Origin of the sequence: Brevundimonas sp. (assembly GCF_041688735.1) — a bacterium.
GTDB lineage: Bacteria > Pseudomonadota > Alphaproteobacteria > Caulobacterales > Caulobacteraceae > Brevundimonas.
The window spans coordinates 1-14,708 of record NZ_JBDNHO010000054.1 but is presented as its reverse complement, the minus strand read 5'-3'; the positions used below and the strand labels follow the sequence as shown (position 1 = coordinate 14,708).

19 protein-coding genes, 1 tRNA gene and 1 pseudogene are annotated in these 14,708 nt (G+C 64.4%); 3 read left to right on the top strand and 18 right to left on the bottom strand.

Annotated features, from left to right (window positions below; translation table 11 throughout):
- Positions 1-2: 2 nt before the first annotated feature.
- From nuoL to ACESMO_RS05885, 17 genes are all read right to left on the bottom strand, one after another.
- A complete protein-coding gene (gene nuoL, locus ACESMO_RS05965; protein WP_372707287.1) occupies positions 3-2,093 on the bottom strand; it encodes an NADH-quinone oxidoreductase subunit L in 2,091 nt (696 codons plus the stop codon).
- An 8-nt stretch (positions 2,094-2,101) separates the two neighbouring features.
- Positions 2,102-2,410, bottom strand: a complete 309-nt coding sequence (nuoK, locus tag ACESMO_RS05960; RefSeq protein ID WP_372707249.1) for an NADH-quinone oxidoreductase subunit NuoK — start codon at positions 2,408-2,410, stop codon at positions 2,102-2,104.
- On the bottom strand, positions 2,410-3,036 hold the full coding sequence (locus tag ACESMO_RS05955; protein WP_372707248.1) for an NADH-quinone oxidoreductase subunit J: 627 nt from the start codon (positions 3,034-3,036) through the stop codon (positions 2,410-2,412). The genes nuoK and ACESMO_RS05955 overlap by 1 nt, the downstream gene beginning before the upstream one ends.
- Before the next feature lie 73 nt (positions 3,037-3,109).
- Entirely contained in the window at positions 3,110-3,601 is a 492-nt protein-coding gene (nuoI, locus tag ACESMO_RS05950; protein WP_372707247.1) for an NADH-quinone oxidoreductase subunit NuoI, read from the bottom strand.
- Positions 3,601-3,816: a hypothetical protein gene (locus tag ACESMO_RS05945; protein ID WP_372707246.1), complete on the bottom strand. Its 216-nt coding sequence runs from the start codon at positions 3,814-3,816 to the stop codon at positions 3,601-3,603. The genes nuoI and ACESMO_RS05945 overlap by 1 nt, the downstream gene beginning before the upstream one ends.
- On the bottom strand, positions 3,813-4,883 hold the full coding sequence (gene nuoH, locus ACESMO_RS05940; RefSeq protein WP_372707286.1) for an NADH-quinone oxidoreductase subunit NuoH: 1,071 nt from the start codon (positions 4,881-4,883) through the stop codon (positions 3,813-3,815). The genes ACESMO_RS05945 and nuoH overlap by 4 nt, the downstream gene beginning before the upstream one ends.
- A gap of 118 nt (positions 4,884-5,001) precedes the next feature.
- The gene (gene nuoG / locus ACESMO_RS05935) at positions 5,002-7,047 is read right to left on the bottom strand and encodes an NADH-quinone oxidoreductase subunit NuoG (RefSeq protein ID WP_372707245.1); all 2,046 of its coding nucleotides are present in this window, start codon (positions 7,045-7,047) and stop codon (positions 5,002-5,004) included.
- Positions 7,047-7,544 (bottom strand): hypothetical protein, encoded by a 498-nt coding sequence (locus ACESMO_RS05930; RefSeq protein ID WP_372707244.1) that lies wholly within the window; start codon positions 7,542-7,544, stop codon positions 7,047-7,049. Before ACESMO_RS05930 ends, nuoG begins: the two co-directional genes overlap by 1 nt.
- 2 nt (positions 7,545-7,546) lie before the next feature.
- The gene (gene nuoF, locus ACESMO_RS05925) at positions 7,547-8,860 is read right to left on the bottom strand and encodes an NADH-quinone oxidoreductase subunit NuoF (RefSeq protein WP_372707243.1); all 1,314 of its coding nucleotides are present in this window, start codon (positions 8,858-8,860) and stop codon (positions 7,547-7,549) included.
- Positions 8,861-8,863: 3 nt separating this feature from the next.
- Positions 8,864-9,130, bottom strand: coding sequence for a hypothetical protein (locus ACESMO_RS05920; protein ID WP_372707242.1), 267 nt, complete (start codon positions 9,128-9,130; stop codon positions 8,864-8,866).
- A complete protein-coding gene (gene nuoE / locus ACESMO_RS05915) occupies positions 9,127-9,789 on the bottom strand; it encodes an NADH-quinone oxidoreductase subunit NuoE (RefSeq protein ID WP_372707241.1) in 663 nt (220 codons plus the stop codon). The genes ACESMO_RS05920 and nuoE overlap by 4 nt, the downstream gene beginning before the upstream one ends.
- Positions 9,786-10,160 (bottom strand): hypothetical protein, encoded by a 375-nt coding sequence (locus tag ACESMO_RS05910; protein WP_372707240.1) that lies wholly within the window; start codon positions 10,158-10,160, stop codon positions 9,786-9,788. The genes nuoE and ACESMO_RS05910 overlap by 4 nt, the downstream gene beginning before the upstream one ends.
- A complete protein-coding gene (locus ACESMO_RS05905; RefSeq protein WP_372707239.1) occupies positions 10,160-10,348 on the bottom strand; it encodes a hypothetical protein in 189 nt (62 codons plus the stop codon). The genes ACESMO_RS05910 and ACESMO_RS05905 overlap by 1 nt, the downstream gene beginning before the upstream one ends.
- Positions 10,345-11,604 (bottom strand): NADH-quinone oxidoreductase subunit D, encoded by a 1,260-nt coding sequence (locus tag ACESMO_RS05900; protein ID WP_372707238.1) that lies wholly within the window; start codon positions 11,602-11,604, stop codon positions 10,345-10,347. The genes ACESMO_RS05905 and ACESMO_RS05900 overlap by 4 nt, the downstream gene beginning before the upstream one ends.
- A complete protein-coding gene (locus ACESMO_RS05895; protein ID WP_372707285.1) occupies positions 11,604-12,218 on the bottom strand; it encodes an NADH-quinone oxidoreductase subunit C in 615 nt (204 codons plus the stop codon). The genes ACESMO_RS05900 and ACESMO_RS05895 overlap by 1 nt, the downstream gene beginning before the upstream one ends.
- A gap of 38 nt (positions 12,219-12,256) precedes the next feature.
- Positions 12,257-12,814, bottom strand: coding sequence for an NADH-quinone oxidoreductase subunit B family protein (locus ACESMO_RS05890; RefSeq protein WP_372707284.1), 558 nt, complete (start codon positions 12,812-12,814; stop codon positions 12,257-12,259).
- An 86-nt stretch (positions 12,815-12,900) separates the two neighbouring features.
- Positions 12,901-13,278, bottom strand: coding sequence for an NADH-quinone oxidoreductase subunit A (locus ACESMO_RS05885; protein WP_372707237.1), 378 nt, complete (start codon positions 13,276-13,278; stop codon positions 12,901-12,903).
- A 166-nt stretch (positions 13,279-13,444) separates the two neighbouring features.
- Here ACESMO_RS05885 and ACESMO_RS05880 point away from each other — a divergent pair.
- From ACESMO_RS05880 to ACESMO_RS05870, 3 genes and pseudogenes are all read left to right on the top strand, one after another.
- Positions 13,445-14,044 (top strand): annotated as a pseudogene (locus ACESMO_RS05880) (AbgT family transporter).
- Positions 13,984-14,301: an AbgT family transporter gene (locus ACESMO_RS05875; RefSeq protein ID WP_372707236.1), complete on the top strand. Its 318-nt coding sequence runs from the start codon at positions 13,984-13,986 to the stop codon at positions 14,299-14,301. The pseudogene ACESMO_RS05880 and the gene ACESMO_RS05875 overlap by 61 nt, the downstream one beginning before the upstream one ends.
- Positions 14,302-14,396: 95 nt before the next feature.
- Positions 14,397-14,473 (top strand) — tRNA-Asp (locus tag ACESMO_RS05870).
- 117 nt (positions 14,474-14,590) lie between these two features.
- Here ACESMO_RS05870 and ACESMO_RS05865 read toward each other — a convergent pair.
- Positions 14,591-14,708 (bottom strand): transposase (locus ACESMO_RS05865; protein ID WP_372707189.1); only part of this gene is annotated, 118 nt, incomplete at its 5' end.

Here is a 14,708-nt window from a genome sequence, read left to right as displayed (position 1 = left end):
GATCAGCCTCCCCACGCGATGATCGCGAAGGCGAGGAATCCAGCCAGGCCGAGCAACATCACGAAGGCGTAGAAGTATACGTAGCCGGACTGGAACCGGGCCAAACCGCCAGCAAACATGCGCGACACCCAAGCCATGCCGTTCGGACCGCCGCCGTCGATGATCTTCATGTCGCCGACCTTCCAGAACAGGTCGCCGACCGCCTTGGCGCCACGCACGAAGACGACGTCGTAGAGCTCGTCGAAATACCATTTATTGTAGAGGAAGGCGTGGACCACACTGCCCCGCTCGGCCATCCGGCGCGCCATGCCGTCCTTGAGGATATAGAGCCAGAAGGCCGCGAAGGTGCCGATCAGCGTCAGGACCAGCGGCGACCACTTCACCCAGGTCGGAACATAGTGGCTCTCGTGGAGGACGTGGTTGTCCGGCCCGGTGAAGATCGCGCCGCGCCAGAATTCATGCTCGAAATCACCGATGAAGTACGGCGCGAAGGCGACGCCTGCCGCGACGGCTCCGACCGACAGCAGGATCAGGGGAACCAGCATCACCCAAGGGCTCTCGTGCGGCTTCAGCGGGCCGTGGTGCGCATGGTCATCGTGGACATGCCCGTCGCCGTCATGGGTGTCGACGATCGGCTCGAAGTGCGTCTCCAACCGGGTGTGCGAGGCGTGGTCGTCCTGAGCGTGATCATCCTGATGCGCGTCCTTCCACACCGGCTTGTTGTGGAAGGTCATGAACACCAGCCGCCACGAGTAATAGGCGGTCAGGCCAGCGGCCAGGATGCCGACCATGAAGGCGAACAGTCCCATCGCACTGTGGCCTTCGGTAAACGAGGCGAAGGCGCTCTCGATGATCGAATCTTTCGAGTAGAAGCCCGCGAAACCGCCGACGCCGGGGATGCCCAGTCCGGTGATGGCGATGGTGCCGATCGTCATCACCGCATAGGTGACGGGCAAGAGCTTCCACAGCCCGCCCATCTTCCGCATATCCTGCTCGTGATGCATCCCGTGGATCACCGAGCCGGCGCCGAGGAACAGCAGGGCCTTGAAGAAGGCGTGGGTGAACAGGTGGAACATGGCGGCTTGATAGGCGCCGACGCCCGCCGCGAAGAACATGTAGCCCAGCTGCGAACAGGTCGAATAGGCGATGACCCGCTTGATGTCGTTCTGGGCCAGGCCGACCGTCGCGGCGAAAAGGGCCGTCACTGCGCCGATGATGGCTACGACGGACGACGCCACCGGGGCGTATTCGAAGATCGGGCTCAGAAGGCAGACCATGTAGACGCCCGCGGTGACCATGGTCGCCGCGTGGATCAGCGCCGATACAGGGGTAGGGCCCTCCATGGCGTCCGGCAGCCAGGTGTGCAGGAAGAACTGCGCCGACTTGCCCATGGCGCCGATGAACAGCAGCACCGCCGCCAGATCCAGCGCCGACCACGTGTGGCCGAGGAAGTCCCATCCGGTGTTCTCGCGCGTCGCTATCATGGGGAACAGTTCGGCGAACTGGATCGTGCCGAACATCCAGAACACCGTGAAGATGCCCAGGGCGAAACCGAAGTCGCCGACGCGGTTGACCACGAAGGCCTTGATCGCGGCGGCGCTGGCGGTGGGCTTCTTGTACCAGAAGCCGATAAGCAGATAGGACGCCAGCCCCACCCCCTCCCAGCCGAAGAAAAGCTGCATGAAGTCGGCGGCGGTCACCAGCGCCAGCATGGCGAAGGTGAACAGTGACAGATAGGCGAAGAACCGCGGCTTGTCGGGATCCTCCGCCATATAGCCCCAGGAATACAGGTGCACGAGCGACGACACCGTCGTCACCACCACCAGCATGACCGCCGACAGGGCATCCACGCGGATGGCCCAGTTCGACTGGAAGTCGCCGACGTTGATGAAAGGCGCGATCTGAACCGTGAAGGCTTCCAGATGGCCCCAGGTCCACTGACCGAAGACGATCCACGAGACCAGGCACGAGAAGAACAGCAGACCGGTCGTGATGGCGAGCGACGGCGTGTTCCCGAGGCGACGTCCACTCAGGCCGACGATGATCGCACCGAGCAGCGGGGCGAAGACGCCGAGGGTGACGAGGGTCTCGATATTCACGGTCAGCCCTTCATCACCGAGGCGTCGTCAACCGCGATGTCGCCGCGGTTGCGGAAGAAGGTCACCAGAATGGCCAGGCCGACGGCGGCCTCGGCGGCGGCTACGGTCAGGACGAACATGGCCATGATCTGCCCCTGCACGTCGTTGAGATAGGCCGAGAAGGCGACGAAATTGATGTTCACGGCCAGCAGGATCAGCTCGATCGACATCAGGATGACGATGACGTTCTTGCGGTTCACGAAAATGCCAAACACCCCGATGGTGAACAGGATCGCGCCCACCGCCAGATAGTGCTGCAGGGTGATTTCCATCAGAGCAGATCCTCGGGAGCGATGCCGGCACCGGTGGTCACGGACTTGACCTCCATGGCCGTCTTCGCGTCGCGACCAACCTGGCGGGCGACGTTCTGGCGTTTGACGTTGGGCTTGTGGCGCAGGGTCAGGACGATGGCCCCTATCATGGCGATCAGCAGGATGATCCCCGACGCCTGGAAGATGTAGACATAGTCCGTGTACAGAACGCGCCCGATAGCCTCGACGTTGGTCTGGTCTGCGGTCGCCGCGACGGGCCCGACGGAGTCAGCAGCGGCGCCGCCGCTCACGACAACCAGCGAGATCATCACCATCTCGGCCAGCAACACGCCCGCCACGATCATCGCCAGCGGGAGGTAACGGGCATAGCCCCCGCGCAGCTTCACGAAGTCGACGTCCAGCATCATGACGACGAACAGGAACAACACCGCCACGGCGCCGACGTAGACGACGACCAGCAGCATCGCCAGGAACTCGGCGCCCAGCAGCACGAACAGGCCCGCCGACGAGAAAAATGTGAGGATCAGCCACAGCACGCTGTGCACGGGATTTTTGGCCGTCACGACCATCAGGCCGCCCAGCACGGCCACAGCGGCCAGCAGATAAAAGGCAATGCCTTGCAACATCGGAGGCCTTCGCCCCTTTCGGACTGTGGGCTGCGGTCCCTGCTGGAATCGCGGCCCGGTGAGGGACTGCGCCTTACCGGTAAGGCGCGTCGAGTTCCAGATTCTTCGCGATCAGCCGTTCCCAGCGGTCGCCGTTCGCGAGCAGCCGGTCCTTGTCGTACAACAGCTCTTCGCGGGTCTCGGTCGTGAACTCCGAGTTCGGCCCTTCGACGATGGCATCCACCGGGCAGGACTCCTCACAGAGACCGCAATAGATGCATTTGACCATATCGATGTCGTATCGGGTCGTCCGGCGGCTGCCGTCGGCGCGGGGCTCGGATTCGATGGTGATAGCCTGGGCCGGGCAGATGGCCTCGCACAGCTTGCAGGCGATGCAGCGTTCCTCACCGTTGGCGTAGCGCCGCAAGGCGTGCTCGCCCCGAAAGCGCGGCGACTGCGGATTGCGCTCAAACGGATAGTTCACCGTGGCCTTGGGCCGGGCCATGTATTTCAGCGACAGGCCGATCGCGCCGAAGGCGTCGATCAGAAGGGCGCCCTTCGCGGCCTGGACGAGACGGTTCAGCATTACGGTCTGACTCCGGAAACGCCGCGGCAAAGCTCTTGCTTGCGCGGATCGTCTTCCTTGGTGATGCGGCACAGCCGCTCGCGTTCGGCCTGCTGGCGCAGGATCGCCTCCTGCCGGCGTTCCCACTGGACCGGCGAGGTCGGCTCGGCCTCATAGGTCGGGAGGGCGCAAGCAGTGGTCGCCAGGGCCAGCGTCAGGATCAGCAACCGGTTCATGCGCCCACCGCGAACACGCGCCAGGCCGCCACGACCACAACGGCCACAAGCGACGTCGGCAGGAAGATCTTCCACCCCAGCCGCATCAGCTGGTCGTAGCGATAACGGGGCACGAAGGCCTTCACCAGGGCGATCATGAAGAACCAGAAGACGATCTTGCCGAAGAAGACGAGGAACAGCAGGAAATTGACCAGGAACTCCGGCCAGTCGGCCGCGAAGTCGATGGGGAAGCCCGGATTCCAGCCGCCGAAGAACAGCAGGCTGATCATGGCGCACATGAAGACGATGTTGGCGTATTCGCCGATCATGAACAGCAGGTACGGCGTCGAGCTGTATTCCACCTGATAGCCGGCCACGAGCTCGGACTCGGCCTCGGGCAGGTCGAACGGCGGACGATTGGTCTCGGCCAAGGCCGAGATGAAGAAGATGATCGCCATCGGGAACATGACGATGATTGTCGGCCACGTCCCCGCCCCCCCGCCGAACGCGTTCCAGTTCCAGATCCAGCCTTCCTGCTGAATCACGATCGAGGTCAGGTTCATCGTCCCGGCAAGCAGGATGACGTTGATGATCACCAGGCCGATGGAGACCTCATAGGACACCATCTGCGCGGCGGACCGCAGCGAGCCGAGGAACGGATATTTAGAGTTCGAAGCCCAGCCGCCCATGATGATGCCGTACACACCGAGGCTCGAGATCGCGAAGATGTACAGGATGCCGACGTTCAGGTCCGAAATGACCCAGCCCGGCGCGAACGGAATGGCCGCCCAGGCGATGAAGGCCAGGATAAAGGTCAGCAGCGGAGCCAGCAGGAACACCACCTTGTCGGCACCGGCCGGGACGATGACTTCCTTCAGCACGAACTTTAAAAAGTCGGCGAACGACTGAAGCAGGCCGAAGGGCCCGACGACATTGGGCCCCTTGCGCATCTGCACGCTGGCCCAGACCTTGCGGTCCATCAGCAGCAGGAAGGCCAGCGAGATCAGGATCCCGACGGTGACCAGCAGGATGCCGCCCACGGTGATCAGCAGCCATCCGGCAGGGCTCGTCCAGAACGAGGGCGGAATTCGACCCCAGAGCCAAACGACGCCGAACGCCAAGCCAGCGGCGACAGCCAGCCCGACCAGCGTCAGGAAAATCGTCGCCATCGGATTTGAACGGCGAACAATAACTTCGGTCATCGCCCTACTCCGCCGCCATCGCGATCGGAGCGATCCGCAGGGCGGACAGCTCGGCCATGGTCGCGCTGGCGCGCGTGATCGGGTTGTTCAGATAGGGGTCGCGGACCGCCGAGACGAAGGCGACGTCGCCCAGGTCGCCCTTCCGACCCAGCGCCGCGACGTCGAAGCTCGCGGGCGGAGCCAGATAGTCGATCCGGCCGAAGGTCGAATGGTCGGCCATCAGTCTGGAGCGCAACGCAGCCAGCGTGTCGTATGGCAGGGTCTGGCCGACCATGGCCGACAGGGCGCGAAGGATGGCCCAGTCCTCTTTCGCCAGCCCCTTGGGGAAGACGACGCGTTCGGCCATCTGCGCCCGGCCTTCGGTATTGACGTACAGGCCCGACTTCTCGGTATAGGCGGCACCCGGCAGGATCACGTCCGCGCCGTGCGCGCCGCGGTCGCCGTGGCTGCCCAGATAGACGCGGAAAGCCTTGGACTTCGACAGGTCGATCTCGTCAGCGCCCAGCAGGAACAGCACGTCCAGCCCGCTCTTGGCGGTCATCTGCGCCGCCGTGAGGCCGCCCTCGCCGGGCACGAAGCCCATGTCGAGGCCAGCCACCCGCGAGGCGGCGGAATGAAGGACATTGAACCCGTTCCAGCCTTCCGCGATCACGCCGATCTTCTTCGCCAGCGCACCTAGCGCGTTCAGCACGGCCGGACCGTTTTCGCCCGACACGGCACCCGCGCCGACGATGATCGCCGGACGCTCGGCCTTGGTCAGGAGGTCCATCGCCGCCTTGGGCAGCTTGGACAGAGTCTTTGAACCCGCGCCCAACCATCTGTAATTGAACGTCAGATCAGCCTGCTCGCCGATCAGTCCGATCTCGGTCTTGCCGGCCAGCCACGCCTTGCGAAGGCGGGTGTTGAGCAACGGCGCCTCGACGCGCGGATTGGTGCCGACGATCAGTACGGCGTCGGCAGCCTCAATCCCGGCGATGCCGGAGTTAAACAGCCAACTCTCGCGCGGGCCGTATCCCAGCGCCGACCCATCCTGACGGCAGTCGGTGTTGGCCGAGCCCAGGGCGCGGAACAGGTCCAGCGCCGCCTTCATCGATTCCGCGTCCTGCAGGTCTCCGGCTATGACACCGATCTTTTCGGGCTTCGCCGCGTTCAGCTTCGCCGCCACCAGGCCGAGCGCCTCGTCCCATGAGGCCGCGCGCAACCTGCCGTTCTCGCGCACCCAGGGCTTGTCCAGACGTCGGCTTTGCAGGCCGTCGACGGCATAGCGGCTGACGTCGGACAGCCACTCCTCGTTGATGCCCTCGTTGACGCGCGGCAGGATGCGCATCACCTCGGCCCCCTTGGCGTCGGCGCGGATGTTCGAGCCCAAGGCGTCCATGACGTCGATGGTCTCGGTCTTCTTCAGCTCCCACGGGCGATAGTGGAACTGCCACGGCCTGTGGGTCAGGGCACCGACGGGGCACAGGTCGTTGACGTTGCCCGACAGCTCGCTGTCGACCGCCTTCTCCAGATAGGTGGTGATCTCCGCGTCCTCGCCGCGCGAGATCATGCCGATGTCCGGCACCCCCGCCACCTCCGTCACGAACCGCACGCAGCGGGTGCACTGGATGCACCGCGTCATGAAGGTCTTGATGGTCGGACCCATGTTCTTTTCTTCGACCGCGCGCTTGTTCTCCGCATAGCGCGAGCCGTCGCGGCCATAGCCCATGGCCTGGTCCTGCAGGTCGCACTCGCCACCCTGGTCGCAGATCGGGCAGTCCAGCGGGTGGTTGATGAGCAGGAACTCCATCACCCCTTCGCGCGCCTTCTTGACCATCGGCGTGTCGGTGAAGATTTCCTGACCCTCGGCGGCCGGAAGGGCGCACGACGCCTGCGGCTTGGGCGGTCCGGGCTTCACCTCGACCAGGCACATGCGGCAGTTGCCGGCGATCGACAGCCGCTCGTGATAGCAGAAGCGCGGGATCTCGTGCCCGGCGCGCTCGGCGACCTGCAGCACAGTCATGCCGGGCTCGAACTCGGTGTCTACGCCATTGACCTTGGCGGCGGGCATCAGCGGGCCTCTTGCTCAGCAGCCACGGAATGGGTTTCCGTGGCGGTCGTCCCATCCGGGAGCGTCGTGTTGATGGTGATGGCGTCGCCGTCAAGCGCGAACCGCGCCACCGGGTCGCCGGACTGGTTCATCCAGCGGTCCTGTTCGGGAGTGGTCACGCCGACCGGCTTCCAGGTGACGATGTCGCCGTCGACCCGGCACTGCGCCCGGCGGCGTCCGCCGTCGACCGGCGCGCGCCACGAGGCGTTGACGACCCGGCCCTCGAGCCCGTCGATCTGGATATCCGTCACGCCCTGGCCATGGATCGCCGCGAGGCCGGCCTGACAGACCCGGCGCAGGTTGGCGGCGGAAAGCACCGCCGACACGCCGGCCTCGGCGTCCGCAGCGGGGTTCACGGCCGAGACCTTTTCCGCCGGCGTCGGCGCAACCTTCTCGGCCTCGGCGCCACAGGCGCCGAGGGTAAGAGCGGTCACCACAATGACGGCGGTTGCGCGCATCCCTACTCCGCCGCGATCGCGTGGCCGGCGAAATTCGCGCGGCGGCTGCGGTAGGAGGAGATGCGCTCCTCAATCTCGTGCCGGAAATGCCGGATCAGGCCCTGCACCGGCCAGGCGGCGGCGTCACCCAGGGCGCAGATGGTGTGGCCCTCGATCTGGGTCGAGACGTCCAGCAGCAGGTCGATCTCGGACGGGTCGGCCTCGCCGATCGCCATCCGTTCCAGCACCCGCCACATCCAGCCCGTGCCCTCGCGGCAGGGCGTGCACTGGCCGCAGCTCTCATGCTTGTAGAAATAGCTGATGCGGGCGATGGCGCGGACCAGATCGGTCGACTGGTCCATGACGATCACCGCAGCCGTGCCGAGACCCGACTTCATGTCGCGTAAGGAGTCGAAATCCATCAGGGCGACTTCGGACATTTCCCGCGTGATCAGCGGCACCGAGGAGCCGCCCGGGATGATGGCCTTCAGATTGTCCCAGCCGCCGCGCACGCCGCCGCAATGGTCTTCCAGCAGCTGACGCAGCGGGATCGACATCGCCTCTTCGACATTGCATGGCCGGTTCACATGGCCGCTGATCGACATGATCTTGGTGCCGGTGTTGTTGGCCCGGCCGAAGCCCGCGAACCATTCGGCCCCACGGCGCAGGATGGTGCCCACCACCGCGATCGACTCGACGTTGTTGACCGTGGTCGGGCAGCCGTACAGGCCGGCCCCGGCGGGGAACGGCGGCTTGAGCCGGGGCTGGCCCTTCTTGCCCTCCAGGCTCTCCAGCAGCGCCGTCTCCTCGCCGCAGATATAGGCCCCCGCGCCGTGGTGGATATAGACGTCGAAATCCCAGCCGTGGACGTTGTTCTTGCCGATCAGCCTGGCCTCGTAGGCCTGTTTTACCGCCGCCTCCATGCGCTCGCGTTCCAGCACATACTCGCCGCGCAGATAGATGTAACAGGCGTGGGCCTGCATCGCGAAGCTGGCGATCAGGCAGCCCTCGATCAGCAGTTGGGGATCATGGCGCATGATCTCCCGGTCCTTACAGGTCCCCGGCTCGGACTCATCGGCGTTGACCACCAGATAGTGCGGCCGGTCCTTCAGTTCCTTGGGCATGAAGGACCATTTCAGGCCCGTGCCGAAGCCGGCGCCGCCGCGTCCGCGCAGACCCGAGTTCTTGACGTTGGCGATGATCCAGTCGCGACCGAGGTCGAGCATGTCCTTGGTCGCGTTCCACGCGCCGCGGCTCTTCGCCCCCTCCAGCGTCCAGTCATGAAAGCCGTACAGGTTGGTGAAGATGCGGTCCTTGTCTTGGAGGATTCCGACCATGGTTCAGTTCATCTCGCGCATGCGGCGGCGGTGATAGCGGGTACGAAGAAAGATGGCCGACAGCATAAGGGCCCAGCCGAAGGCCAAGGCGGCGTAACCGCCCCACTCGATCGCCTCGGCGGCTCTTCCCGCCTGGCCCGAAAAATACACGGCAATCGCGCCCAGAATGACCAGGCCGAACCCGACCAGCCGCGGGGTGCGTCCGACGACGCGCAGTTCTGCCCGGTACTGGGCGACCTTGGCGTCATCCGACAGATCGGGCCGGGTCATGCCGTCACCGGTTCGCTGTGGGGCAGTTTTTTGATCTTCTTCGCCGCCGAGCCGTCATAGAGCGCCGGATCGGTCAGGGTCGGGGCCCCGCCTTCCGGCTCTGAACTGTGGCGACCGATGCGCGACCCCGGCTTCGGCTTCTTGCCCGCCGCGAAGTCGTCGATGATCTGGGCCATCGTGTCGGCCGTCAGGTCCTCGAAATAATAGTCGTTGATCTGGGCCATCGGCGCATTGGCGCAAGCGCCCAGGCATTCGACTTCCTGCCAGGTGAAGCGGCCGTCGGCGCTCAGCGTATCCTTCGGTCCGATCTTGTCCTTGCAAACCTTCATCAGCTCGCCCGAGCCGCGCAGCAGGCAGGGCGTCGTGCCGCACACCTGGATGAGCGCGACCGAGCCGACCGGGGCCAGCATGAACATGGTGTAGAAGGTCGCCACCTCCAGCACCCGGATATAGGGCATGTCCAGCAGCTCCCCGACGGCACGCAGCGCCGGCTCCGGGCACCCGCCCTCCTGCTTCTGCACCAGCCACAGGATCGGGATCACCGCCGACGCCTTGCGGCCCTCCGGATATTTGGCGATCCACCAGTCGCATTTGGCCTTCGTCGCCCTGGCGAAGGCGAAGCTGTCCGGCTGGATCTTGGCGAGACGACGAACGCTCATGACTTGCCTGCACTCTCGAACGGATTTCGCTTGTAGCCCAGCCAGCTCCGAACCGGCGCTATCGCCACCAAGGCGAAGAATACGACCAGGCCCGAAGACAGGCCGATGCCGAAGCCCAATAGCCCGGGCGAGTCAAAGCCCTGTGCCTCCGCCCCGCGCTCGACCGCGTCACTGATGATCTGGAACGGAATCCAGATGCTCGCGTAGAGAACGAAATTCGGCAGAAACCGGCGGACCATCGGACGGCGATCCCCGCCCTTGATCACGTCCCGGTCGCGCAGGAACACGCCGAACACGACCGCCATGATCAGTGGAAACACCCACACAGCGGCCCAGTCCTCAAGCGCGAAAATGGGAATCGGGAACGCCATCAGACTTCCATTTCGGAGGCGACGACGCCCTCGCCCAGCATCTTCTTGCGCAGCGTCAGGATGCGGTGCTGTCCCTGCCGGGTCAGCAGCACATTGTGATGCCAGGTCTCCCCGCTGCTGTCGGTCACTGAATAGGCCACGACCGACCAGCCCTGCCGCACCAGATCGCTCAGGGGTTTCTCGATCACCGGTCCACCTCCCCGAACACGATGTCCAGCGACCCAAGGATGGCAGAGACGTCCGCCAGCATGTGGCCGCGGTTCATCCAGTCCATGGCCTGCAGCGAGCGGAAGCCCGGGGCCGATATCTTGACGCGGTACGGCCTGTTGGTGCCGTCCGAGACCAGATAGATGCCGAACTCGCCCTTGGGGGCCTCGACCGAGGCATAGACCTCGCCCTCCGGCGTGCGGAAGCCCTCGGTGTAGAGTTTGAAATGCTGTATCAGCGCCTCCATCGAGCGCTTCATCTCGCCGCGCTTGGGCGGGACGATCTTGTTGTCCTCGACCATCACCGGCTCGCCGGGGCAGTTGCGCAGCTTGTGGATGCACTGCTCCATGATCCGCACCGACTGCTTCATCTCCTCGATGCGGCATAGGTAGCGGTCCCAGCAGTCGCCGTTCTTGCCGACAGGAATGTCGAACTCCATCTCGGCGTAGCATTCGTACGGCTGTGACTTGCGCAGGTCCCACGCAATGTCCGAACCGCGCAGCATCACTCCGGTGAAGCCCCAGTCCAGCGCCTGCTGTTTCGACACCACGCCGATGTCGACGTTGCGCTGTTTGAAGATACGGTTCTCGGTGACGAGGGACTCAATGTCCTTCAGCGCCGCCGGAAACTCGTGACACCAGCGGCCGATATCGTCGATCAGGGCGTTGGGCAGGTCCTGATGCACGCCGCCGGGCCGGAAATAGTTGGCGTGCAGACGGGCACCCGAAGCGCGCTCGTAGAACACCATCAGCTTCTCGCGTTCCTCAAAGCCCCAGAGCGGTGGCGTCAGGGCCCCCACGTCCATGGCCTGGGTCGTCACGTTCAGCAGGTGCGACAGGATGCGGCCGATCTCGGAATACAGCACCCGGATCAGCTGGGCCCGGTATGGGATATCGAGCCCCAGCAGCTTCTCGATGGCGAGGCAGAAGGCGTGCTCCTGGTTCATCGGCGCGACGTAATCGAGCCGATCCAGATACGGCACGTTCTGCAGGTAGGTCCGCGCCTCCATCAGCTTTTCGGTGCCGCGGTGCAGCAGGCCGATGTGTGGATCGACACGGGTCACCAGCTCGCCGTCCAGCTCCAGCACCAGACGCAGCACCCCGTGCGCGGCCGGATGCTGCGGGCCGAAATTGATCGTGAATTTGCGGTCGTCCAGCGCGCGCGCGTGGTCGGTCAGGCCGTCGTCGAAGATGTCGGTCGCGCCGATCGGCAGGGGCTTGTTCTGTCCATCGGCCATCAGGGCTTGCTCCCCGTCAGGCCTTGGGCCTTCTCGTCGCCGTGCAGGACGGTGGTCGCGTATTCCGCGCCCTCCCAGGGCGACATGAAGTCGAAATTGCGGAACTCCTGGGTCAGTTTGACGGGCTCGTACACAACCCGCTTCTGTTCCTCGTCGTACCGAACCTCGACATAACCGGTCATGGGGAAGTCCTTGCGCAGCGGATGCCCTTGGAAGCCGTAGTCGGTCAGCAGCCGGCGCAGGTCCGGATGACCCTCGAACAGCATGCCGTACATGTCGAACGCCTCGCGCTCGAACCAGTCGGCACAGGGGAAGACGCCGACGGCGCTGGGCACGGGCTTGACCTCATCGGTCGTCAGCTTGACCCGCACGCGCGCGTTCCGGGTCATCGACAGCAGGTGATAGACCACCTCGAACCGCTCGGCCCGGTCCGGGAAGTCTACCCCGCACAGGTCCAGCAACTGCTGGAAGCCGAACCGCGCCTTCAGCGCCGTCAGCACCGACAGGATGTTGTCCCGCGTGGCGATCAGCGTCAGCTCGCCGAACGCGATCTGCGCCTCGACGCCCAGCTCCCCGACCATCTCGGCACCCAGCGGCGTCAGCGCGGTCTCGATCTCTTCAATCCGGGCCAGATGAGTGGAAGCAGGCGCGCTCATCGGTCGATAGTCCCCGTGCGCCGGATCTTCTTCTGTAGCTGTAGCAAGCCGTACAGCAGCGCCTCCGCCGTCGGCGGGCACCCCGGAACATAGACATCCACAGGTACAATTCGGTCGCAGCCACGGACTACACTGTAACTGTAGTGATAATAACCGCCGCCGTTGGCGCACGAACCCATTGAAAGCACGTAACGTGGATCCGGCATCTGATCGTATACTTTACGAAGTGCCGGAGCCATCTTGTTGGTCAAGGTGCCGGCCACAATCATCAGGTCCGACTGACGCGGACTGGCTCGCGGGGCCATACCGAACCGCTCCATATCGAAGCGCGGCATCGACGCCTGCATCATCTCCACGGCGCAGCAGGCCAGACCGAACGTCATCCACATCAGCGAGCCGGTCCGGGCCCAGTTGATGACGTCGTCCAGCGAGGTGGTGATAAAGCCACGCTCTCCCAGTTCAGCGTTCACCGACTCGAAGAACTTGTCGTGGATGGCGGGGTCATAGCCCTCGACCGACGACCGGGCACCGGTGCCGAACATGGTCGTGCTCATCGGCGTGGCCAGCCGTGACGCCGCCGGCGGCCCCACGGACGAACTGCCCTGGGCACCGACGCCGATCAGCGGCGTGGTGTTGGTCGTCACTCCCATTCGAGCGCGCCCTTCTTCCATTCGTAGATGAAGCCGACGGTCAGCACGCCCAGGAAGACCATCATCGACCAGAAGGCGAACACCATCCCCTCGCGCGACAAGTCAAACATCGACACCGCCCAAGGGAACAGGAAGGCCACTTCCAGATCGAAAATGATGAACAGGATCGACACCAGATAGAAGCGGACGTCGAACTTCATCCGCGCATCGTCGAAGGCGTTGAACCCGCACTCATAGGCCGACAGCTTTTCGCTATCGGGGTTACTGGGTGCCAGCGTCCATGCCGCCAGCATGAAGCCGAGGCCGATCACCGCCGCGATCCCGGTGAAGATCACGATCGGCAGATATTCGAGCAGATATCCATTCATCGGGGGGAATCCTGGTCCGCCCCGGGGGGAGGGCGGAATCGGGGCTTTCTAGACCCAAGCTCGCTGCGGTTCAAACCCGTGTGACGAATGGTTTTTTCTTGAGAACGGTTCGCACGAATTGTCGCAAGAGGGGGGGGGTTGCCCTCTTCGGTGCCTATCTGACCTTATGCAGCTTTGCTCGACCGCAAAGCACACGCCTATCCATGAGCGACGTCACCCCCGGCAGCCTGCCGCCCGCGAAGGGCTTCCTCGGATTCGTCGAACGGACCGGCAACCGGTTGCCAGATCCGGTCTTCCTGTCCTGTGGCTTATACTGGGACTGGTCGGTCTCAGCGTCTTGGACGCGAACCTGGGATGGACGGCGGTCAACCCGGTGACGGGCGAAGCCTTCGCCGCCCAGAGCTTGCTCTCGCCGGAAAACCTCGAGAAGCTTATCATCGGCATGCCCAAGACGCTCACGGACTTTCCACCGCTGGGGACCGTCATCACCATCATCTATGGCGCTGCCGTCGCAGAACGCACCGGCCTGTTCGCAGGCGCCATCCGTGCCGCCCTGCTGAACGCGCCGAAATCGTTGCTGACCCCGGTCCTCGTCATCACGGGCATGGTGTCTCACCACGCCTCGAACGCCGCCTAGGTTGTTGTGATTCCGTTGGCTGCCGTCATGTTCGCGGTCGCTGGTCGTCATCCGCTGGCAGGCTTGGCATGCTGCTGGGCATCAGTCCGGAGATGGCCACCGCCGCCTATCGGATGGGAGATTCGGTGACCAATATCGCCACCCCGCTGATGAGCTACTTCCCGCTGATTCTGACCTTCGCCCAGCGATGGGATCCGAGATTCGGCCTCGGCTCGCTCCTATCGACCATGATACCCTATGCCGGGGCCTTCCTCGTGGCAGGTCTGATCATGGTGGCGCTGTGGGTCGCGCTGGACCTGCCAGTGGGCCCCGGCGTCGGCGTCTACTACGACTTGCCGCCGCGCGAGGCCGCCGCCGTGGCGGGGCCGGGGGGTGTGGCGCGATGATCGTCGTTTTCCTCTCTGGACGCGCTTGACAGTGCGAGCCCCCCCCGCCTAAACGACGCCCCTCGCCGCAGAGCACCGCTTCGCGTCGGGGATACGCGGGTGTAGCTCAGTTGGTTAGAGTGCCGGCCTGTCACGCCGGAGGTCGCGGGTTCGAGTCCCGTCACTCGCGCCATTCCCCTTGACTTCACAGTCGGGGAGTGGCGCGCCACCCGTCTTCAGAACAAGACTGAACGGGCCAGACGCCCTACTTTGCATGTCGTCTTGGCAACTAGGCTCAGGACTCATTGCGTCATAGCCAGAAGATGACGGTTGCGGCGATGGCGATGGCGGACATGAAGGTGTGTGCGCATCGGTCGTAGCGGGTATGGATGCGTCGCCAGTCCTTGAGCCTGCCGAACATGTTCTCG

Excerpts from the sequence above, each read along its gene's own strand:
- ACESMO_RS05945 (WP_372707246.1), bottom strand. The coding sequence starts at position 3,816 with ATGAACCGGTTGCTGATCCTGACGCTGGCCCTGGCGACCACTGCTTGC.
- ACESMO_RS05900 (WP_372707238.1), bottom strand. The coding sequence starts at position 11,604 with ATGGCCGATGGACAGAACAAGCCCCTGCCGATCGGCGCGACCGACATC.
- nuoE (WP_372707241.1), bottom strand. The coding sequence starts at position 9,789 with ATGAGCGTTCGTCGTCTCGCCAAGATCCAGCCGGACAGCTTCGCCTTC.
- ACESMO_RS05910 (WP_372707240.1), bottom strand. The coding sequence starts at position 10,160 with ATGGCGTTCCCGATTCCCATTTTCGCGCTTGAGGACTGGGCCGCTGTG.
- ACESMO_RS05890 (WP_372707284.1), bottom strand. The coding sequence starts at position 12,814 with ATGAGCACGACCATGTTCGGCACCGGTGCCCGGTCGTCGGTCGAGGGC.
- ACESMO_RS05955 (WP_372707248.1), bottom strand. The coding sequence starts at position 3,036 with ATGTTGCAAGGCATTGCCTTTTATCTGCTGGCCGCTGTGGCCGTGCTG.
- ACESMO_RS05930 (WP_372707244.1), bottom strand. The coding sequence starts at position 7,544 with ATGCGCGCAACCGCCGTCATTGTGGTGACCGCTCTTACCCTCGGCGCC.
- nuoI (WP_372707247.1), bottom strand. The coding sequence starts at position 3,601 with ATGCTGAACCGTCTCGTCCAGGCCGCGAAGGGCGCCCTTCTGATCGAC.
- nuoG (WP_372707245.1), bottom strand. The coding sequence starts at position 7,047 with ATGCCCGCCGCCAAGGTCAATGGCGTAGACACCGAGTTCGAGCCCGGC.
- ACESMO_RS05875 (WP_372707236.1), top strand. The coding sequence starts at position 13,984 with ATGCTGCTGGGCATCAGTCCGGAGATGGCCACCGCCGCCTATCGGATG.
- ACESMO_RS05885 (WP_372707237.1), bottom strand. The coding sequence starts at position 13,278 with ATGAATGGATATCTGCTCGAATATCTGCCGATCGTGATCTTCACCGGG.
- nuoF (WP_372707243.1), bottom strand. The coding sequence starts at position 8,860 with ATGGTCGGAATCCTCCAAGACAAGGACCGCATCTTCACCAACCTGTAC.
- ACESMO_RS05920 (WP_372707242.1), bottom strand. The coding sequence starts at position 9,130 with ATGACCCGGCCCGATCTGTCGGATGACGCCAAGGTCGCCCAGTACCGG.
- nuoK (WP_372707249.1), bottom strand. The coding sequence starts at position 2,410 with ATGGAAATCACCCTGCAGCACTATCTGGCGGTGGGCGCGATCCTGTTC.